We start from the raw sequence: 22,014 nt of genomic DNA, 5'->3' as shown, positions 1-22,014 counted from the left end.
CGGAACCGATCGGGCATCGTCCAAGCTCCGGATGGAACGACGTAGCGTGAACGCACGGAGGTGCACGATGGAGCACGGCAGCCGCACGAAGCCCAACCGCATGAAGCGCAGCATCGGAGTACTCGCCGCAGGGGCGATGTTCGCTGCAGCGTGTACCGGTGGGGGAGGGTCGAGTTCCGACACCTTGCCGACCGGACCGAGCACCACCGGCCCCGGTGGCGCCACCAACACGCCCGTCGGCACCACGACCGCGACCGGGTCATCCGGCGCCACGAGCACCGACGACACGTCCGGCCGGCTCGGGTTCCGTCTCAGCGAAGGACAATCGTCGGCTGCGGAGCCCGCACCGATCGAGCCCACCGACGGCACGCTGCTCACCTCGGCCGAGATCGACGCCGTCCTCGATCGCCTGCCCGAATGGGACCTTCCCGACGACGACACCCAAGAGTTCAATCGACCGGTCGCCTCGCTCGGCCCGCCGCTCGTCGGAGACACCATCGCCACACCGTTCCCGCCGGCACCCGACGAGCCGACCACCCCACCCGACGTCGCGTCCGAACCACTCGACGTGCTCCGCTTTCAGCCGGAAGGCCCCGTCGACGTCGCGCCGTTCCTGTCGCTGACCTTCAACGAGCCGATGGTCCCGCTGGCCACCCTCGAGCAGCTCGACGCGGTCGACGTGCCGGTCGAGATGTCGCCCGCCGTCGACGGCCGCTGGCGGTGGATCGGCACGCGCACCCTTCGCTTCGAAGTGTTGCCCGAGGCCGACACGAGCATCGATCGCCTGCCGGCTGCCACCGAGTTCACCGTCACGGTGCCCGCCGGAACCGAGTCGGCGAACGGGGCGGTGCTCGCCGATGCCTTCTCGTTCTCGTTCTCGACGCCACCAGCGGACCTCGAGTGGGTCACGGGACTCAGTGACTCGATGCCGCTCGAGCCGGTGTTCGTCGCACAGTTCGACCAGCGCGTCGACAGCGACGCGATCGTCGAGCTGATCGACTTCTCGGCCGGCGACGTGATCGACGTACGTCTCGCCACCGACGCCGAGATCGAGGCCGACGACAGCGCTCGCAACGTGATGGCCGGGGCGCTGCCGAACCGCAGCGTGGCCTTCGTGCCGGTTGCTCCGCTCGCACCCGACACCGCCGTGTCGATCTCGATCGGCCCCGGCATCCCGTCGCTCGAAGGTCCGCTCACCAGCAGCGCTGCGTACAGCGACGCCGGCCGCACCTACGCACCGCTCACCGTCACCGACCGCAACTGCGGGTACGGCGACTGCCGCCCGTTCAGCCCGTTCATCATCGAGTTCAACAACTCGCTCGACCCCGAGCTGTTCGACCCGGCCACGGTCCGGGTCGAACCGGCCGTGCCCGGTCTGCGCGCCGAGGTGTCGGGATCACAGCTCGTCGTCCGCGGTGCCACCTCCGGCAACACCACCTACACCGTCTCGGTCGCCGCCGAGCTCACCGACGTGTTCGGGCAGACGCTCGGCGAGCTCTACACCACCGACTTCTCGGTCGGACCGGCGCAGCCGTTCCTCACCGGACCGAACCGTCGCTTCGTCACCACCGACCCGTTCGCACCGACGCCGAGCCTCGCGTACACCAGCGTCAACCACGACGAGCTGTACGTCACCGCGTGGCGGGTCGACCCGTCGCAGTATCGAGACTTCGAGACGTACGTCGACTCGCTCTACGACCGCGACGCACCACGTGACCCCGAGTGGACCCCGGCGCTCACCGCGGTCATCGACATCGACGCCGACCCCGACGAGATCACCGAGACCGTGGTCGACCTGGGCGACGCGTTCGAGGTGTCGGACGGCCCGATCGTCGTCCGCGTCGAAACCGACCCCGACCTCACCCCCGACGACGACGAGTACTGGCAGAACCAGCCGATCATCACCTGGGTGCAGTCGACCACGCTCGGCGTCGACGCGTTCGTCGGCAGCGACGAGTTGATCGTCTGGACCACCGACCTCCTCACCGGCGATCCGGTGCCGAACGCCGCGGTCGAACTCGTCGGTACGAGCCGGACGACCACGACCGATGCCGACGGACTCGCCCGCGTCGACCTCGACGGTCAGGCGATCAGCGGGCTCGTCGCCACGGCCGACGGTGCCACCGGGATGCTTCCCGCCGGATGGTTCGACGGCTGGCAGGCATCGGAGCGCGGAAGCGAGAGCCGGTGGTACGTCATCGACGACCGCGGCGTCTACCGCCCTGGTGAAACCGTCCGGGTCGCCGGGTTCGTTCGCGAGATCGACGCCGCCGACGCCCAACTCGCACTCGTCGCCGGCGATCAGACCGTGCAGTACACGGTCTTCGACCCGCAGGGCAACGAGTTGGTCGTCGACACGGCCGACGTCAACGCGCTCGGCGGTTTCAACCTGACCTTCGAGGTGCCCGAGGAATCGAACACCGGGTACGCCTACATCGACATGCGTCTCGCCGGAGCCGAGCGATACAACACCAATCACCAGTTCCAGATCCAAGACTTCCGCACCCCCGAGTTCGAGGTCACGGCGCGCACCGAGTCTCCCGCTCCGTACTACGTCGGCGAGCCCGCCACCGTGGCCGTCGACGCGGCGTACTACGCCGGTGGGCCGCTGCCGAACGCCGACGTGAACTGGACCGTCTCGACGCTCGAGACCTCGTTCACGCCGCCGAACCGTGGCGACTTCAACTTCGGCATCTGGACGCCCTGGTGGTACCGCAGCTACGACGTCTACTCCGACGGTGGCGCCTATTACGAGGACGACTACTACTTCGACGAGTGCTTCGACTGCTTCCCGACGTCGGACGATCGCATTCGTGAGTTCTCCGGAACCACGAACGGCAACGGGTCGCACTTCCTGCAGATCGACTTCGAAGCCGCCGACGCCGACGGAGCACCGGTCGACCAGCCGTCGTCGGTCACCGCGGAGGCGACCGTCTTCGACGTGAACCGCCAGGCGTTCTCGTCGCGGACGAACGTGCTCGTCCACCCGGCGTCGTACTACGTGGGACTCCGGAGCGAGCGAGCATTCGTCCGCAAGGGCGAACCGCTCGAGATCGACGTGATCGTCGCCGATGTCGATGGTGCGGCGATCGCCGGCCGCGAGGTCGAGGTCGTCGCCGGACGACTCGAGTACGGCTACGACGGCGGTCGCTACACCGAACTGCTCGTCGACGAGCAGACCTGCACGGTCACCTCCGATGCGAGCGACGAGGGCGTTCGCTGCGAGTTCGCCACCGAACTCGGCGGCCAGTACCGGATCACCGCGGTCGTCGCCGACGACGCCGGTCGCACCAACCGTGCCGTGTTCACCCAGTGGGTGTCGGGCTCCACCGCACCGCCGTCGCGCAACCTCGAACAGGGCGAGGTCACGATCGTTCCCGACGCCGAGACGTACGCACCCGGCGACACCGCCGAACTGCTCGTGCAGGCGCCGTTCGCTCCGGCGACCGGACTCGTCACCGTCACCCGAGCCGGCATCGAGTCGACCCAGGTGATCGACGCTCCCGACGGGTCAGCCGTCGTGACCGTCCCGATCGCCGACGACGACATCCCCAACCTGCAGGTGCAGGTCGACATGGTCGGTTCGGCCGAGCGGGTCGGCGACGACGGCACGCCCCTGCCCGACGCGCCGCGTCGCCCGGCGTTCGCCGTCGGCCAGATCGGCCTCCAGATCCCGCCCGTCTCACGCACGCTCGACGTCACGGCCACGCCAGCGTCAGCCGATGTGTCGCCGGGGTCGGCGACCACGATCGACGTCGCCGTGGTCGACGCCGGCGGTGCGCCCGTGGCAGGTGCCGGTGTGGTCGTGATCGCCGTCGACGAGGCCGTGCTGTCGCTCAGCGACTACACGCTCCGCGACCCGATCTCGACGTTCTACCAAGGCGTGGGCACGCAACTGTCTCCTGAACTCGTGCGACGCAGCATCATCCTCGCCAATCCCGACCTGCTCGATGCCGGCATCGACCAGGGAGTCGTCGACGAGAGTGAGGACGGCGCGATGGCCGAGGCGCCTGCCGACGAGGAGGCGATGGAGGAGTCGGCCGGTGCTCCGGCCGCAGCCGACACGGTCGGCCGGGCCGCCACCGATGGCGCCGCGGCAGCGACGCCGATCGACGTCCGCTCGAACTTCGACGCACTCGCCGTGTTCGCCCCCGACGAAACGACCGGTCCAGACGGCACGATCACCGTCGACGTCGAACTTCCCGACAACGTCACCCGCTACCGCATCATGGCGGTGGCCGTCGACGGCGTCGACGAGTTCGGGTCGGGGGAGTCGTCGCTCACCGCCCGGCTGCCCATCACGGTGCGCCCGTCGGCACCGCGCTTCTTGAACTTCGGTGACCGGTTCGAGTTGCCGGTCGTGGTGCAGAACCAGACCGACGAAGCGGTCGAGGTCGACATCGCCCTCGAAGTCGCCAACCTCGACCTCGACGACGCAACGGCGTCGTCGACCGACGGCGATGCCGCGACCGGCAAGCGGGTCACGATCTCGGCCAACGACCGAGTCGAGGTCCGATTCCCCACCTCGGCAGTCGAGGTCGGCACCGCTCGGTTCCGGGTGGCCACGGTCAGCGGCGACTTCGCCGACGCCGCCGAGATCGACCTGCCGGTCTACACCCCGGCCACGGCCGAAGCGTTCGCCACCTACGGCGTGCTCGACGGCGACGACGCGATCGCCCAACCGCTTCTCGCTCCCGACGGCGTGTTCCCGCAGTTCGGTGGGCTCGAGATCACCACGTCGTCGACCGCCCTGCAGGCGCTCACCGACGCCGTGCTCTACCTCTACGACTACGACTACGAGTCGGCCGACGGCTACGCCGCTCGACTGATGGGCGTCGCCGCACTCCGCGACGTACTCGATGCGTTCGACGCCGACGGTCTTCCCGACGTCGACACGCTCAACGCCTCGGTCGGTCGTGACATCGAACGGCTGCAAGCGCTCCAGAACGGCGACGGCGGCTTCCCGTACTGGCAACGCAACCGTGAGTCGGTGCCGTGGGTGTCGATCATGTCGGCACACGCGCTCGTGCTCGCTCGCGACAACGGCTACACGGTCGACGAGAACGTGCTGTCGTTCGCACTGCAACACCTCGCCGACATCGAGAGCTACATCCCCGCCGTCTACGGCCAGGAGACGCGTGACTCGATCAGCGCCTACGCCCTCTACGTACGCGACCTCGCCGGGCAGCGCGACAGCGCCAAGGCGATCGACCTGTATCGCCGCTCGGGTGGCGTCGACGGCACGCTGCAGGTCGACGGCCTCGCCCGGCTCTGGCCGGTGCTCGACGACACCGGAGCACGCGACGAGATCGAGCGCGAGATCGCGAACCGTGCGGTCGAGACTCCTGCCGCAGCGACCTTCGCCACGAGTTACGGCGAAGACGCGTATCTGATCGCGCACTCCGACCGCCGAACCGATGGCATCGTGCTCGGCGCGCTCGTCTCCGAGACACCCGACAACGACCTGATCCCTAAGGTGGTCACCGGTCTGCTCGGCAACCAGAACCGCGGGCGTTGGCGCAACGTCTACGAGAACGTGTTCATCCTCCTCTCGCTCAACGAGTACTTCGGCACGTTCGAATCGGTCGACCCCGACTTCATCGCCCGTGCCTGGCTCGGCGACACGTACGCCGCCGAGACCGAGTTCCGTGGACGCTCGACCGACTCGTTCCTCACCGAGGTGCCGATGGCCGAGCTGGTCGACGCCGGCGACACCGACCTGGTGATCGACAAGGACGGCGCCGGGCGCCTCTACTACCGACTCGGGCTGCGCTACGCCCCCGACGACCTCGATCTCGACCCCCGTGACGAAGGATTCGTCGTCGAGCGGGTCTACGAGGCCATCGACGATCCGAGCGATGTCGTTCGCAACGACGACGGATCGTGGACGGTGAAGGCCGGCGCCTCGGTTCGAGTGCGGCTCACGATGGTCGCCGACGCCCGCCGCACGCACGTGGCGTTGATCGACGGGATGCCCGCCGGGTTCGAAGCGGTCAACCCGGCGTTCGCCACGTCGGTCACCGTGCCGCTGAGCGACCCGTCGGCACGCAGCGGCTACTGGTGGTGGCAGTGGTACGAGCACCAGAACCTGCGTGACGACCGCGCCGAGGCGTTCACGTCGTACCTCCCGGCCGGCACGTTCGAGTACACGTACGTGGCACGGGCGACGACGCCAGGCGACTTCGTCGTGCCGCCGACCCGAGCCGAAGAGATCTACGCGCCGGAGGTGTTCGGCCGGTCGGCATCCGATCGCGTCGTCATCGTCGACTGAACCGGCGCGATCAGGCGGCGACGCGGCGAGCGATGAAGCGCCAGCCGTTGAGGAAGGTGCCGAGAAACACCGACGCGACGATCACGAACGAGAGCGCCGTGCCCTCGTCGAAGAAGAAGCGGCGACACAACATGCCGACCGCCACGGTCGTGACCCAGATGATCAGTCCGGCGCGCCACGCGATCGGTTGTTTCCACACCTGCGCCGCGAGCCACGCCACGACGAGACCGATCACGAACGGTGCGGCCGTGTCGACGAGTCCGGCCACACCGGGGTTCTCGTCGTGGTTGCGTCGACCGATCGCGACGAACACCACGACGACGAACACGTCGACGCCGACAGCGGTCTCGACGCGTCGCAGCAGTTGACTCATCCGAGTCGGCTCAGCCCTCGGCCGCGAATCCGCCGAGGGTGCCCTTGAAGAACAGCAGCGGCAGCGGGGGCTCGCCGTCGTGGTCGGCGTCGGCATCGAGCGCGCCGACGCGACCGAGTACGAAGTGGTGGTCGCCCATGTCGTAGACCTCTTCGACGGTGCAGTCGATCCAGCACACCGCGCGTTCGAGGATCGGCGAACCCGACGGCGACGGACGCCACTCGACGCCCTCGAAACGGGTGTCGTCGGTGCCCGACTTGGCGAACTTCCAGCAGAGGTCGGCCTGCTCGGAGCCGAGCACGTTGACACAGAAGCCGCCCGACGCCGACATCAGGTCCCAGGTGGTCGAGCCGATCTGTGGGAGGAATCCGACCAGCGGCGGGTCGAGCGACACCGACGTGAACGACCCGATCGTGAACCCGACGGGTCCGTCGGGGCCCATGCCCGTGACGATCGTGACGCCGGTGGGGAAGTGACCCATCACCGTGCGGAAGTGGCCGGAATCGAATGCGTGGTCGTCGCTCATCGACACGGACTGTATTCGCTCCGATCCCGCGCGCCGATATCCCCGTCGGCGATACCGTCGCGTTCGTGGACGCCGGGGGAGACGACGCAGCGACTGCAGCGGCCAAGCGGAGCCTGCGCCGCGAGGCGCGAGAGCGCCGCAAAGCACTGACCGATCGCCACGAGCGCTCGGCGCGGTTGACCCGCACGCTGATCGCCCATCCCGCGGTGATCGATGCGGATCGGGTCATGGCCTACTCGGCCATGGGGAGTGAGGTCGACACGGCGATGTTCGTCGCGTGGTGCATCGAACACGGCAAGGCGGTGCTGATGCCCGAAGACGGCGTCGACCCGTCGTGGCCCGACGTGGTGATCGTGCCCGGTCTCGCGTTCACGCTCGATGGTCACCGCTGCGGGCAGGGAGGGGGGTGGTACGACCGGTTCCTTCCTGGGATCCGCGCCGACTGCGTCACGATCGGAGTCGGTTTCCGCGTTCAACTCGTCGACGAGTTGCCGATCGGCCCGTTCGACCAGTCGCTCGACATCGTGCTCACCGACTGAGGCATCCACTCGGCCCGCAACCGGCTTGCGCGATCCGATGGTGATGCGACAGGGTGCGGCATGGGCAACTTGGGGTTCACGCTCGACGAACTCGACCGGGCCGCTCGGATCGTGGGCCAGCACGTGCCGCCGACTCCGCACTATGACTGGCCGCTCCTGAGCGAGCACGCCGGGTCGCGAGTCACTGTCAAACACGAGAACCACACGCCGGTCGGCGCCTTCAAGGTGCGCGGCGGCCTGGTGTATTTCGATCGCCTCGTGCGCGAACGCCCCGAGGTGGCTGGTGTGGTGAGTGCGACTCGCGGGAACCACGGTCAGAGTCTCGCGTTCGCCGGACGCCTCGCCGAGCGATCCGTCACCATCTTCGTCCCACGGGGCAACAGCGTCGAGAAGAACGCGGCGATGCGCGCACTCGGCGCCACCGTCATCGAACACGGTGACGACTTCCAGGTCGCTCGCGAAGCATCCATCGAGCACGCCGCAGCGCACGGTCTCGAAGCGGTGCCCCCGTTTCACCGCGACCTCGTCCTCGGCGTGGCGACGTACGCACGCGAACTGTTCGACGCGGTGACGGGCGATCCGATCGACACCATCTACGTCCCGATCGGCATGGGAAGCGGCATCAACGCGATCATCGAAGTCCGCGACCTGCTCGGTCTCGACACCGCCGTCGTCGGCGTCGTGTCGGAGAACGCGCCGGCGTCGAAGTTGTCGTTCGAAGCAGGGGAGGTCCGGACCACCGAGACCGCCGCGACGTTCGTCGACGGTGTGGCGACCCGTTCCCCCGACGCCGACTCGATCGCCGGCATCGTTTCGGGAGCCGCTCGCGTGATCGCCGTGTCCGACGACGCAGTCGCCGACGCGATGCGCACGATCTTCCGCACGACGCACAACGTCGCGGAGTCGGCCGGCGCCATTGCGCTCGCCGGTCTCCTGTCGGAATCACCCGCACAGCGAGGGAACCACAGCGCGTTCGTGCTCTGCGGCGGCAACGTCGACACCGACCAGTTCGCCGAGGTGCTCTCGGGTGGCACTCCGGTCGTTTGACGCGGTCGGGAGGCTGTGACAGTCACCGGCACGGCGTCGTCGCTAAATACGGTGCTCCGGGTCCGTCGGTTTGCCACACTGTCGACATGAACCCTCGTCACCGCCTTGCCGCACTCGCCTCCGTCGCCGTTCTGGCGCTCGCCGCCTGCGGGGGAAGCGAAGACAGCGCCAGCGACGAGGGCGCCGGGGAAGTGCTCGACGAGGCCACGACCACCGTCGAGACCACCACCACGACCACGGCCCCACTGACCGGGGGCGGCGGTTCGGCCGACACGGCCGAACCGGAGACCACCGAGCCGGACGCGTCCGAGCCGGAGACCACCGAGGCGGAAGAGCCGCCGACCACCGTCCCGACACCGGAGACCACCGAGGCGCCCGCACCCGACACGACCGTCCCGGCAGAGCCCGACGAGGCGTGCCTCGAAGGTGCCTGGGTGATCACCACCGAGCAGTTGAACTCGTACTACTCAGCGCTGGCGGCCAACAGCGGTGGCGGCCTCACGCTCGGAGCCGACGGCGTCGTCAACGTCACGTTCCTCGATGGCGAGTACCAGTACACGGCCGATTTCGGCATCACTGTCGACGTGAGCGGAACCGGCGGAACCGGTGATGCCGTCGGCACGGTCAACGGAAGCTACGAGATCGTCGACGACAACGTCATCGCCGCCACGACGCTGTCGAGCGATCTGACCATCACGGTGCAAGTGGCCGGTCAGACGATCGACGGCAGCGACATGGGCAACGGACTCATCAACTCGGCACCGATCAACAACGCCGAGTTCTTCTGCGGTTCCGGCGGTGAGGGGCCGACCGTGATGTTCCAGTCGGGGCCGTCGACCGACCAGCGCCACCCGGTCGTCCTGCAAGCGGCCTGAGTCGACGACCCGAACGGTTCGCCACACCGGCGAGTCGGTCAGGTCGACCGTCGAAACCGCTCGAGCAGTTCATCGACCGCAGGGTCCGACACGGCGCCGCTCCGCCGTGCGAGGACCAGTTGGCGGTCGAGTAGGTGGGCGCCACCCGGCGCAGCGTCGCCGTCGCTCACCCGCCCCTGGCTCTCGGGCAACACCGTCCATCCCATGCCCAGCAGGACCATCTCGCGCAACACGTCCGGCTGGTGCGACTCGGCCGCCACCACCACGCTCGCTCCGAGCGAGCGCAGGTGATCCTCGACCAGACGCCGAGTATGCGATCCGTCCGGGAACAGGACCCACGGCCCCCACTCCTCCGGAGGGCCGAGTCGTTGCCCCGGTGGGGCGAAGACGTGGAGTCCTTCGGTCAGCAATGGCTCAGTCACGATGCCTGGTCGTGGCTCCGGTGGCTCCACACACGCGACGGCGTCGAGGTCGCCGTCGATCAACTGGTCGAGTAGGCGTCGCGACGGTGCGACGGTCAAGGTGAGCGTCACGTCGTGGCGGTCGGTTCGGAATCGACGGAGCGAATCACGAAGGTGGGCGACCGCCGCCACGTCGATCAGCCCCAAGCGCACCGAACCCGACTGGGCCGTGCGGAGACGGTCCGACCAGCGCGCGAGGTCGGTCGTGAGCGCCACCACCTGACGGGCGTGGTCGAGCACGGGGATCGCCGCCGACCGCAACAGTCGCCGCCGGCCGGACGCCTCGAAGAGTTTGACGCCGACTCTCCGTTCGAGTTCTGCCAGGCCCTGCGACAACGCGGACGGGCTGACGCCGACGTCGGCGGCCGCAGCGGCCCACGTCGGTGAATCGGCGACCGCCACCAGGTACTCCAGTTGGCGGATCGAGAGGTCGGGGAGGTTGCCTCGCACCCCACGCAGAATAGTTCAGACATACTTCACTGACTCGACTCTCTGTCAACGGTTGCTTAGCATGGCGGCCATGACAGTTCGACAGATCGCGCCCGCCACCGGAAAGCTCGGCGTGTTGACGCCCGGCATGGGAGCCGTGGCCTCCACGTTCATCGCCGGCGTCATCGCCGCCCGCGAAGGCATCTCCGCACCGATCGGTTCCGTGTCGCAGATGGCGCACATCCGCCTCGGCACCAAGGAAGAGAACCGCAACCCGCTGATCAAGGAATTCGTGCCGCTCGCCGACCTCGGCGACATCGTCTTCGGCGGCTGGGACCCGATCTCGCCCAACGCCATGGAAGCGGCCAAGACCGCCGGTGTGCTCGAAGGCAAAGACCTCGACTCGATCTCCGCGGAGATGGAAGGCATCGTGCCGATGGAGGCCGTGTTCGACCAGCGTTGGGTGAGCCGTCTCGAGGGCGTGCGCGTGAAGGACATCCCCAACAAGTGGGATCAGGCCGAAGCACTCATCGCCGACATGGCGCGCTTCAAGGAAGAGAACGGCTGCGACCGTCTCGTCATCGTGTGGTGTGGCTCGACCGAGGCCTACCAGGAGCCGTCGGCGGTCCACGACACGGTGGCGTCGTTCGAGCAGGGCCTGCGCGACAACGACGACAACATCTCGCCGTCGCAGATCTACTGCTACGCCGCACTGCAGAGCGACGTGCCGTACGCCAACGGTGCGCCGAACCTCACGACCGACCTGCCCTGCATGATCGAACTGTCGAAGACCAACGGCGTCCCGATCGCCGGCAAGGACTTCAAGACCGGCCAGACCCTGATGAAGACCCTCCTCGCCCCGGGCTTCAAGGCTCGCATGCTCGGTGTGCGCGGCTGGTTCTCGACCAACATCCTCGGCAACCGCGACGGCGAAGTGCTCGACGATCCCGAGAACTTCAAGTCGAAGGAAGTCTCCAAGCTCGGCGTGCTCGACGGCATCCTGCAGCCCGAGGTCTACCCCGACCTGTACGGCAACATCGACCACGTCGTGCGCATCAACTACTACCCGCCCCGTGGCGACAACAAGGAGGGCTGGGACAACATCGACATCTTCGGTTGGCTCGGCTACCCGATGCAGATCAAGGTCGACTTCCTCTGCCGTGACTCGATCCTCGCAGCGCCGATCGTGCTCGACCTCGCGCTCTTCATGGACCTCGCACATCGTGCCGGTGAGAGCGGCGTGCAGGAATGGCTGAGCTTCTACCTGAAGGCCCCGCAGGCCGCGGGCGACGTGCCGGCCGAGGCCGACCTGTTCATCCAGCAGACCAAGCTGAAGAACACGCTGCGCGAATGGATGGGCGAGCAGCCCGTCACGCACTCCGAAGCCGGCTGATCCCCCGGCTCCTCGGAGCCACCGATCTCGAACGAAGTGGGACGTCCGCACCGGGCGTCCCACTTCGCCATTTTCGCCACCCGAGGATGATTTCTGCCCAGGCCAAATGTCGTCGCGTGAGGGTGATTTCTGCCCAGGCTCGATGTCGTCGCGTGGGGGTGATTTCTGCCCAGGCAAATTGTCGTCGCGTGGGGGTGATTTCTGCCCAGGCCAAATGTCGTCGCGTGGGGGTGATTTCTGCCCAGGCTCAGAATCGTCGCGTGGGGATGATTTTTGCCCAGGCAAATTGTCGTCGCGTGGGGGTGATTTCTGCCCAGGCTCGATGTCGTCGCGTGGCTCGAGGGTCAGCGCACGGGGAGGCTGTCGAAGATCCGCTGGCGGAGGATCTGGAAGCGGGGGTCTCTGGCGAGTCGTCGTCGAGCAAGGTGTGCCTTGTTGCGCACGGTGCCCTCGTCGATGGCGAGCGCGGCGGCGATCTCCGCAGTCGTGCCGGCTCGGAGCTCCACCGCCAGGAGAATCGTGACGAGCCGGGTCGGAAGCCGTGTGGTGGGGGCTGCGTCGACGACCGACTCGACGGCGAGCCTGATCTCGTCGAGGGATGTGGTCGTCTGCGGCGGCAAGAACGCGAACGGCAGCCGGTCACCACGCTGGGGTCGAAGAACGCGCTTGCGATGTCGGACCGGGTCGAGGAGTCGTTCGAGTGGGTCGGTGCAGAGCATCGCCGGTGCTCGGCGCTCGCCGGTGTACACCGCGAAGCTTGAGTACGGATACTCGACCAGCTTCGACGTCCCCGTGATCTCCAGCGGATTGCGATGGATGTATCTCACGGTCTGCAAGAGCTGCGCATCGCTCTCGATCGGTGTCGCCCAGAAGCGTGGCTCCCAGAGCGGACCTACTCGGTCGGTGATGGCGTTGAAGTGTCGAGCGTAGAGCCCGAGCGTCTCGCCGATCGCGGCTGACACGTCGCCGTCGCGATTGCGAACGAGCGCATGAACGTGGTTGGTCATCCAGGCGTACGCCAGCAACTCGACCTGGTGTTTGCGAAACGCATCGTCGAGCCGTCGTTCGAAGATGGCTCGATCACTCGGGCGTTCGAACACGTCCTGACGGTCGACCCCACGGCTGACGACGTGGAGCATGGGAGTGGCATGTAGTTCCTTGTGTTTTCTCGGCATGACCGACAGAGGGTCGTGAGCAGCGGAAAAGGGAAAACGGTGAGGGTGATTTCTGCCCAGGCTCGATGTCGTCGCGTGGGGGTGAGTTTTGGCCAGGCTCGATGTGGTCGCGTGGGGGTGATTTTTGGACTGGCTCGATGTGGTCGTGAGTGGTGCGGAACTAGCGTGCGGGGCATGACGGCGACGTTGATGGACGGAAACTCACTGCGCGACGAGATCATCGCGGGGCTGGCGACGCAGATCGAGCAGATGGGGTCACCAGCCATCTGCCTGGCGACGGTGCTCGTCGGCGACGACGGTCCGTCGCAGCGCTACGTCAAGTCCAAGCACAAGAAGGCGGGGGAGGCCGGCATGGTGTCGCGCCACCACGGCCTCGATGCCGACGCCACGCAAGAGGAGGTCGAGGCCGTCGTCCGAGAGTTGGCGGACGATCCGTCGGTGCACGGCATCTTGGTGCAGCTTCCGCTTCCCGACGGTCTCGATCCCGAACCCGTGCTCGACCTCATCCCGGCCGAGAAGGACGTCGACGGCCTCACCGAACGTTCGATGGGGCGCCTGGTTCGCAATCGTCCTGGGCTCGTGAGCTGTACACCGCTCGGCGTCCTCCGACTTCTGGAAAAATATTCTGTGCCCACGAGCGGAGCACGCGCAGTGGTCGTCGGACGCTCGACCCTCGTCGGACTGCCACTGTCACTTCTCCTGAACCGAAAAGGTGTGGATGCGACCGTCACGATGGCGCACTCTCGCACCGCCGACATGGCGGCCGTCGTCCGCGAGGCCGACATCGTCGTGGGTGCCGCGGGTCAGGCCCGCATGATCACCGCCGACATGGTCAAGCCGGGGGCCGCCGTGATCGACGTCGGTGTGTCGCGGACCGAAGCGGGAATCGTCGGAGACGTCGATTTCGATGCCGTTGCCGAAGTCGCCGGCTGGATCACGCCCATGCCGGGCGGCACCGGGCCGATGACGATCGCGTGTCTGCTCGAGAACACACTGACAGCAGCACGACTCCAAGGACTGTGAGCCCGCCACCAGCGCCTGTCCGCTGGTGACGGCGACATTCACCAGACAGTCACCGTCGAGAGCGCTGAAGCCACCCTCGTGTCACGGCCCGATCGAGCCTGCCACGCTGGCCACAGACCGTGGCTGAAGACCACCTCATACTGGCATCCTCCTGCCAAAACGGACACGTTCCGAGGTCGATGACCACCGAGCGAAGTGGACATGCAGCATGTCACTTCTTATGCTCCCCGCTGGCGGAAATCGAAAACGAGCGGAGGATCGCATCGTGAACACGCGTATCGGGGGCGGAATCGCCCGACTCGCATGTGTGGGCCTGATCGGCGGATCGGCATTCACACTGAGCAACACATCAGCATCCGGGAGCGACTGGGTCGAACCAGCGCGCCAACCGGTGTCGTTCGTCGCGGGGTCGGTCGAAGACCCCGATGCGCCGCCGACCTCCGACGCGCCGCCGACCACCGATGCTCCGCCCACCACCGACCCGGGCCCCACGACGACGTCGCCGGAGACGACCACGAGCGTCCCGGCTTCGACGACCACGGTCCCGAGCCCGACGACGACGGTCCCTGGTTCGACGACGACGGTGCCCGGTTCGGCGACGACGGTGCCCGGATCGACCACGACGGTGCCGAATCCGACGACGACGCTTCCTGGCCCGACGACCACGACGGTGCCGAACCCGACGACCACGACGGCCCCGGGCTCGACCACGACGACGCTCCCTGGTTCGACGACGACCACGACGGTTCCGGGTCCGACGACCACGGTCCCCGGTTCGACGACGACCACCACGACCTCGACCAGCAGCACCACCACGACCGTCGTGCCGACGACATCGAGCATCGGCGACCGGGTCTGGCTCGATCGCAATGCGGACGGGGTGCAGGACCCCGGCGAGCCCGGACTCAACCGCGTCGACCTGGTCGTCGTCCACCTCGGCCCGAACGGGGCGCCGGGAGGCGGCGACGACGTGTCGTACGACGCCACCACGTCCGGCGACGGCGACTGGACCGTCGCAGGGCTCCCCGCCGGAAAGTACGTCGTCACGGTCACCGGCGGACTTCCCGCGGGCGTGGAGGCCACGTACGACGCCGACAGCGCCATCGGTTCGGCCGACCAGACGTCGATGGTCGTCATCGACGGCGACGAGGTGAACCAAGACTTCGGCTACACCCATCGCGCCGCGATCGGCGACACCGTGTTCTCCGACAACAACCTCAACGGCGTCCAGGACGCTCGCGAGTACGGCGCCTACGGCATCGAGATCCGAGTCACCGACCTCGGGGCCGACGGAGCGCGCGGTGGCGGCGACGACTCCATCGTGGGGACCTACACCACGAACAGCCTCGGCGAGTACCTCGCACCGGGACTCCTCGACGGCACGTACGCAGTCGACATCGTCGGCGGACTGCCCGACGGGGTCGAGTTCACCGTCGACCCGCAGGGCACGACCGATCCCGATGGGCTCAGCATCACCACGATCACCGGCGGTCGTGACGACCTGACCCAGGACTTCGGTTACACGCCGACCGTCGTCGGCAACAACACCATCGGCGACACGGTGTTCCACGACGCCAACCGCAACGGCATCGACGACGGGCCCGACACCGACCCGCGACTCGCAGGCGTCGGTGTTCGCATCACGTTTCTCGGAGAGGACCGGGAAGTCGGCGGCGGCGACGACGTGGTCATCGGGACCTTCCTCACCGACGACACGGGCCGCTATCAGGCGACCGGGCTCCCCGACGGGCGTTACCTCGTCGAGGTCGTGAGCGGGCTTCCCGCCGGCTTCGAGCCGACGGTCGACCCGCAGGGCACCGTGGACCCAGACGGCCGCAGCACGGTGACCCTGGCCAACGAGAGCACCAACCGCGACCAGGACTTCGGTTTCGCGGGCACCATCGCCGGCTCGAGCTCGATCGGTGACAGCGTCTATCTCGACGCAGACCTCGACGGGGTGCAGGACGATCCGAGCGACGAACCCGGAATCCCGAGCGTTCGCGTCACGCTGGTCGCCGCCGGACCGGATGGTGACTTCGGAACGCCCGACGACGTGATCGACGAACGGTTCACCGACGAGCAGGGCAACTACCTGTTCGACGGCCTGTCGGCCGGCGAGTACCGAGTGATCGTCGACGAGTCGACCGTGCCGGCAGCGCTGCGCAACACCGACGACGAAGACGGCGACAACGACGGCGCGAGCCCGGTGACCCTCGGCGACGACGACGCGCACCTCACGGCCGACTTCGGCTACGGAGAGGACCCGGTCGTGCTGCTTGGTTCGATCGGTGATCGCATCTACCTCGACACGAACGGCGACGGCGTGCAGGGCGATCCGACCGACGAACCCGGACTCGCCGGCGTCGTGGTCCGCCTCACGAGCGGCGGCAGCGACGGGCAGCTCGGCACCGCCGACGACGTCGCGGCCGAGCAGGAGACCGGCCTCGACGGCAGCTACCTCTTCGACGAGCTTCCGGCCAACGAGTACCGCATCGATGTCATCGGTGGCGTCGTCAACCGGCTCGTCAACACCGACGACCCCGATGGTGGCGGCGACTCCAGCAGTGTCGTGACCCTCGGTGAGGGCGATGATCGGACCGATCAGGACTTCGGCTACGACCCCGGCGATCCGGCGGATGCCTTCCTCGGTGATCGGGTCTGGTTCGACACCAACCGCAATGGCGTCCAGGAGTCCGGCGAACCCGGGCTCAACGGCGTCACGGTCACGCTGACGCTGCCCGACGGCACCACCCGCGCCACCACCACGTCGGGGAACGGCGACTACCTCTTCACCGATCTCGAGCCCGGCGAGTACACGGTGACCGTCGGTGACGGCCTGCCCAGAGGCGTCGTGCCGACCTACGACGCCGACGACCGCATCGCAGGGCCCGACGGCGCTTCGACCACCGACCTCGCCACCTCCGACCTCGACCAGGACTTCGGATACGTCGGCACCGGATCGATCGGCGACACCGTCTTCTACGACCTCGACGTCGACGGCGTGCAAGACGACGGAGAGCCCGGTGTTCCAGGCGTCCCCGTCACCGTGATCGGCGCCGGTTTCGACGGCGAATTCGGCACCTCCGACGACATCACCGTCACCGCGACGACCGACGACACCGGCAACTACACCGTCGGCGGTCTCCCGGCCGGTGACTACGTGGTGGCGATCGACGACGGCTCGCTGCCCGACGGCACCGAGATCGTCACCGACCCCGACGGCGATGCCGACGGCACTGCCTCGGTCACCCTGGCCCCCGGCGAATCCGATGACGAGCAGGACTTCGGCGTCGCCATCGTCGGTTCGATCGGCGACACGATCTTCCTCGACACGAACGGCGATGGGGACCAGGGCGACCCGGCCGACGAGCCGGGTCTCGGCGGCGTCACCGTGACGCTCACCGATGACAACGGAACGGTGCGAACCACCACGACCGACGACGATGGCACGTACCTCTTCGACGGTCTGCCGGCAGGCGACTACACCGTCACGGTGACCGGCGGACTGCCCGCCAACGTCGACAACACGGCTGATCCCGACGGCAACGCCGCCGGTGGCGAGCTCGGCGACTCGACGAGCGACGTCACGCTGCTTCCGGGCGACGACGATCTCGATCAGGACTTCGGCTACGACACCGGCGATCCGACCGATGCGGTGCTCGGCGACCGCGTGTGGTTCGACGTCGACCGCGATGGCGAGCAGGACGCCGGCGAGCCCGGCATCAACGGCGTGACCGTCACGGCGACCGACGGCGACGGCGCCACCTTCACCGCGATCACTGCAGGCGACGGCGACTACCTGTTCACCGAGCTGACCGACGGTACGTACACGGTCACCGTGACCGATGGGATTCCGGCCGGCTTCGGCCCCACCGCCGACTCCGACACCCCGGCCGACGGCACGAACAGCGCCGGTGACGAGACCTCGACCACCGACCTCGTCTCGGTCGACCTCGCACAGGACTTCGGCTACGCCGGTAACTCCTCGCTCGGCGATCTCATCTGGATCGACCGAGACGGCGACGGCGTGCTGGACGATGACGAAGTCGGTCTTCCCGGCGTCCGCGTCACGGTCACGTGGGCCGGGCCGGACGGCCAGGTCGGCACCGACGACGACGTCACACTCACCGCCACGACCGACGAGAACGGCGAGTACCTCGTCGAGGGGCTGCCCGCCGGGAGCTACCAGGTGTCGGTCGACGAGACCTCGCTGCCGGATGGTGCTCAGCAGACCTACGGGTTGGCCGGTGGCAACGAGGCGCCTCAGTCGAGCGTGGTGGTCGCACTTGCCGCCGACACCGACCGCGACGACGTCGACTTCGCCTACCGCGGCGACAGCTCGATCGGCGACACGGTCTTCCTCGACCTCGATGAAGACGGCACCCGAGGCGACGACGAGCCCGGCATCCCGGGCGTCACCGTCGTCCTCGCCGTCGGCGGCGTCACGTTCACCGACGTCACCGACGAGAACGGTGAGTACCTGTTCGACGGGCTGTTCCCCGGCGACCACGTCGTCGAGGTGGACGAGACGACGCTGCCCGACGATCTCCGGATCACGGTCGACGAAGACGGTGGCGTCGCTGCCGACGGTGGCGACCCCGACGGAACGACCCCGGTCGAGTTGGGTGTCGACGACCAGCACCTCACGGCGGACTTCGGCTATGCGAACGAGCCCGGCGGGCGCATCGGCGACACGGTGTTCCTCGATCTCGATGGCAACGGCGTGCAAGACGACGGTGAGCCGGGCCTCCCCGGCCAGGCGGTCACACTCGTCGGCGACAACGGCGTCACCGAGGGCGTCGTCACCGACGGGAACGGCGAGTACCTCTTCGAGGGCTTGCCCGACGGGTCCTACACGGTCATCGTCGACGGCGGCATCGTCGACCTGGCGAACAACTCCGCCGACCCGGACGGCGGCACACCGAACACGTCCGACGTGGTCATCGACGCCGACGACCGCGAGCATCTCGATCAGGACTTCGGCTACGTCGGCCCGAACAGCGTCGGCGACACGATCTTCTTCGACGCCGATGCCGATGGCATCGACGGTGACGGCGCCGACGAGCCGGGCCTCCCGGGTGTCGACGTGGTCGTCACGTGGGCCGGCCCCGACGGCGAGTTCGGTACCGGTGACGATGTCGCACTCCCTGCGGCGACCACCGACGACGACGGTGAGTACGTCGTGGCCGGGCTGCCCGACGGCACCTTCACGGTTGCCGTCGACGAGTCGACGCTGCCCGATGCGGTGAACCCGACGGTCGACGTCGGCGATGCGGCCGGCGGCAACCCCGACGCTCCGGTCGACGGCGTGTCGACCGTCGTGCTCGGCGATGAGGGCGACGGCCCGGAGGACGACCGCGACCAAGACTTCGGCTACGTCTCGGGCGGATCGATCTCGGGCACCGTGGTGCTCGACCTCGACGGCGACGAGACCCGCGATGCGGGTGAGCCCGGCCTCGGTGGAATCCGCGTCGTGCTGACGCTGCCCGACGGCACGGAGCGCGAGACCTTCACCGATGAGCTCGGTGGTTACTCGTTCCCCGGCCTGCAGGCGGGCGACTATGTGGTGACGGTCGACGAGTCGACGGTGCCCGGCGGCACCGTTGCGAGCATCGACCCCGACGACCGTGCCGACGGCACCACCGAGGTGACCCTCGAATCGAACGACGATGTCGTCGACGTCGACTTCGGGTACGTCGGCAGTGGCGAGATCGGCGGGGTCACCTTCCTCGACCTCGCCGGCGACGGCGTTCAGGATCCCGCCGATCCGGTGGTGCCCGGCCAGTCGGTCACGGTCACCTGGGCCGGTCCCGACGGCGAGTTCGGCACCGCTGACGACCTCGACGTCTCGACCAGCACCGACGACGATGGCGCTTATCTGGTCGACGGTCTTCCCGACGGCGACTACATCGTGTCGGTCGGCCCCGACGGGCTGCCCTCGTCCGCGATCAACACGGCCGATCCCGACGGTGGCGAACCGAACGTCTCCGAGGTCACGCTCGGCGACGACGGACGCTCCGAACTCGACGAGGACTTCGGCTACCAGGGCGACAACTCGATCGGTGACACCGTCTACGTCGATGCGAACGGCAACGGCGAGCAAGACGACGCGTCGATCGACACACCGGTGGAAGGTGCGCTCGTCACGATCACCTGGGCGGGACCCGACGGCGAACTCGGCACGAGCGACGACGTCGTCATCGAGTCGACCACCGACGCCGACGGCATCTACGGCGCATCGGGCCTGCCCGACGGCTCGTACACCGTGGTGGTCGATCCCGAGACGCTGCCATCCGGCACGGCTCCACTCGTCGACCCCGACGGCGGCGCCCCCGACGGGCAGAGCGCCGTCGAACTGACCGGCGGCACGAACGCCGACGATCAGGACTTCGGCATCGGTGGCGGCGCCACGATCGGCGACGAGGTCTGGCTCGACCTCGACGGTGACGGCGAGCGCGACCTGGGTGAGCCCGGGCTCACGGGTGCCACGGTCACCGCCACCTACCTCGGCGCCGACGGCGTTCCGGGTGGTGGCGACGACGTCGTGTTCACCACGACGGTCGACGACGCGGGCAACTATCTGTTCGACGACATCCCGGCCGGCACCTACGACATCCGCATCACCGAACTGCCTGCCGGCATGTTCCCGACCGCCGACCCTGACGGCGGTGACGACAACACGTCACGCGTGAGCGTCGGGCTCGACGAAGAAGACCTCGAACAGGACTTCGGATACGTCGGTTCCGCCGGCGTCGGCGACGAGATCTTCCTCGATCTCGACAGCGACGGGGTCCGCGATCCGAACGAGCCGGGCATCGCGGGCGTCGGCGTCACCGTGACCTCAGCCGGTGTCGACGGCGTGCTCGGCACCGACGACGACCTCGTGGTCACGACGACCACCGACGAGGACGGCCGGTACATCGTCGAAGGACTGCCGCCGGGGCCGACGCAGGTCACCTATGACGCCGGTGATCTGCCGGAGGGCGTCGAGCCGCTCGGCGACCTCGACGGCGATGCTCCGACCAGCACGACCATCACGCTGAACTCTGGCGAGACCATCCGTGACGTCGACTTCCCCGTCGGGGGCGACGGCATCATCTGCGGAACGATCTTCGACGACACCGACGGTGACGGCGTCCAAGACGCCGGTGAGCCCGGCCTTCCGGGTGTCACCGTCGAGGTCACCTGGCAGGGACCCGATGGTGCCGTCGTGGTGGCGGTCGTCACCGACGCCAACGGTGACTGGTGCCTCGAGAACCTCCCGCCGGGCGACTACTCGGTCGAGGTCGATCCGGCCACCCTGCCCCCGGGCAGCACCGACGGCGGCGGTCCGAACACCGTCGTGCTCGGTGTCGGTGGCGAGGCAGACATCGATGTCGGCACCACGCCGTCGGGCGGGATCTTCGGTGGCGTTTTCAACGACACCAATGGCAACGGTCAGCGGGATCCGGGCGAGACCGGTACTCCCGACGTGACCGTGATCCTCGTGGCCGCCAGCGGCGACGAGGCCGATCGGACCAGCACCGATTCCGACGGCAACTACGAGTTCGAGAACCTGCCGCCCGGCACCTACACGGTCATCGTCGATCCGGCCACCGTGCCGCCCGGCACCGCCATCATCACCGAGACCGACGGCGTCGTCGACGGTCGGACCACGGTGCAGGTGACCCCCGGGAGAACCGCCATCGGAGGCGGCTTCGGCGTCGGTTCCGACCGAGTCGCCGTGCTCCCGACGACCGGTTCGAGCGGTACGAACATGCTGCTGCGCGTGGCGTTCGCCTCGATCGTCGCCGGTCTGATGCTGGCGCTGTTCCGCCGCCGCGGTGACGACGTGCTCGGTCGAGTTCGCTGACGTCGCTGATTCCGCCCCGTTTCGGCTCGACGCGTTCCGCCACGCGTCGG

Annotated in this window: 12 protein-coding genes; 7 read left to right on the top strand and 5 right to left on the bottom strand. The window is 68.0% G+C overall.

The genetic code is table 11. The features are described from left to right. Nucleotides 1-46 precede the first annotated feature (46 nt). Nucleotides 47-6,271, top strand: coding sequence for an Ig-like domain-containing alpha-2-macroglobulin family protein (locus YM304_RS16860; protein WP_162142101.1), 6,225 nt, complete (start codon nt 47-49; stop codon nt 6,269-6,271). Nucleotides 6,272-6,281: 10 nt separating this feature from the next. Here the strand turns inward: YM304_RS16860 and YM304_RS16855 are convergent, their stop codons facing one another. Together YM304_RS16855 and YM304_RS16850 are read right to left on the bottom strand one after the other, a co-directional pair. Then, a complete protein-coding gene (locus YM304_RS16855) occupies nt 6,282-6,644 on the bottom strand; it encodes a DUF3054 domain-containing protein (protein ID WP_015442923.1) in 363 nt (120 codons plus the stop codon). Between the two features lie 10 nt (nt 6,645-6,654). Next, complete coding sequence (locus YM304_RS16850) at nt 6,655-7,170, bottom strand: flavin reductase family protein (RefSeq protein ID WP_015442922.1); 516 nt, start codon at nt 7,168-7,170, stop codon at nt 6,655-6,657. Between the two features lie 65 nt (nt 7,171-7,235). Here YM304_RS16850 and YM304_RS24845 point away from each other — a divergent pair, with 65 nt between their 5' ends. From YM304_RS24845 to YM304_RS16835, 3 genes are all read left to right on the top strand, one after another. Next, on the top strand, nt 7,236-7,709 hold the full coding sequence (locus tag YM304_RS24845) for a 5-formyltetrahydrofolate cyclo-ligase (RefSeq protein WP_015442921.1): 474 nt from the start codon (nt 7,236-7,238) through the stop codon (nt 7,707-7,709). A gap of 60 nt (nt 7,710-7,769) precedes the next feature. Then, the gene (locus YM304_RS16840) at nt 7,770-8,756 is read left to right on the top strand and encodes a threonine dehydratase (protein WP_015442920.1); all 987 of its coding nucleotides are present in this window, start codon (nt 7,770-7,772) and stop codon (nt 8,754-8,756) included. An 86-nt stretch (nt 8,757-8,842) separates the two neighbouring features. After that, the gene (locus YM304_RS16835; protein ID WP_015442919.1) at nt 8,843-9,631 is read left to right on the top strand and encodes a hypothetical protein; all 789 of its coding nucleotides are present in this window, start codon (nt 8,843-8,845) and stop codon (nt 9,629-9,631) included. Between the two features lie 38 nt (nt 9,632-9,669). On the opposite strand, the gene YM304_RS16830 is transcribed toward YM304_RS16835, so the two are convergent. Further along, nucleotides 9,670-10,542, bottom strand: coding sequence for a LysR family transcriptional regulator (locus YM304_RS16830; RefSeq protein ID WP_015442918.1), 873 nt, complete (start codon nt 10,540-10,542; stop codon nt 9,670-9,672). Nucleotides 10,543-10,603: 61 nt separating this feature from the next. On the opposite strand from YM304_RS16830, the gene YM304_RS16825 reads away from it, so the two are divergent. Beyond that, nucleotides 10,604-11,914 (top strand): inositol-3-phosphate synthase, encoded by a 1,311-nt coding sequence (locus tag YM304_RS16825; RefSeq protein WP_015442917.1) that lies wholly within the window; start codon nt 10,604-10,606, stop codon nt 11,912-11,914. 344 nt (nt 11,915-12,258) lie between these two features. On the opposite strand, the gene YM304_RS22915 is transcribed toward YM304_RS16825, so the two are convergent. Next, nucleotides 12,259-13,053, bottom strand: coding sequence for a transposase (locus tag YM304_RS22915; RefSeq protein WP_051071478.1), 795 nt, complete (start codon nt 13,051-13,053; stop codon nt 12,259-12,261). A 210-nt stretch (nt 13,054-13,263) separates the two neighbouring features. Here YM304_RS22915 and YM304_RS16815 point away from each other — a divergent pair, with 210 nt between their 5' ends. Further along, the gene (locus tag YM304_RS16815) at nt 13,264-14,112 is read left to right on the top strand and encodes a bifunctional 5,10-methylenetetrahydrofolate dehydrogenase/5,10-methenyltetrahydrofolate cyclohydrolase (RefSeq protein WP_015442915.1); all 849 of its coding nucleotides are present in this window, start codon (nt 13,264-13,266) and stop codon (nt 14,110-14,112) included. A gap of 135 nt (nt 14,113-14,247) precedes the next feature. Here YM304_RS16815 and YM304_RS25100 read toward each other — a convergent pair whose 3' ends face one another. After that, the gene (locus YM304_RS25100) at nt 14,248-14,955 is read right to left on the bottom strand and encodes a hypothetical protein (RefSeq protein WP_162142099.1); all 708 of its coding nucleotides are present in this window, start codon (nt 14,953-14,955) and stop codon (nt 14,248-14,250) included. Between YM304_RS25100 and YM304_RS16810 the strand changes: the two genes are divergently transcribed. Further along, nucleotides 14,936-21,964 carry an SdrD B-like domain-containing protein gene (locus YM304_RS16810; RefSeq protein WP_162142098.1) on the top strand — a complete coding sequence of 2,343 codons (7,029 nt, stop codon included), beginning with the start codon at nt 14,936-14,938 and terminating at the stop codon, nt 21,962-21,964. The two genes, YM304_RS25100 and YM304_RS16810, sit on opposite strands and share 20 nt — an antisense overlap. The last annotated feature ends 50 nt before the right edge of the window (nt 21,965-22,014 follow it).

The sequence above is a fragment of the Ilumatobacter coccineus YM16-304 genome, assembly GCF_000348785.1.
Lineage (GTDB): Bacteria > Actinomycetota > Acidimicrobiia > Acidimicrobiales > Ilumatobacteraceae > Ilumatobacter_A > Ilumatobacter_A coccineus.
This window is presented reverse-complemented; position numbering and strand designations above follow the sequence as displayed.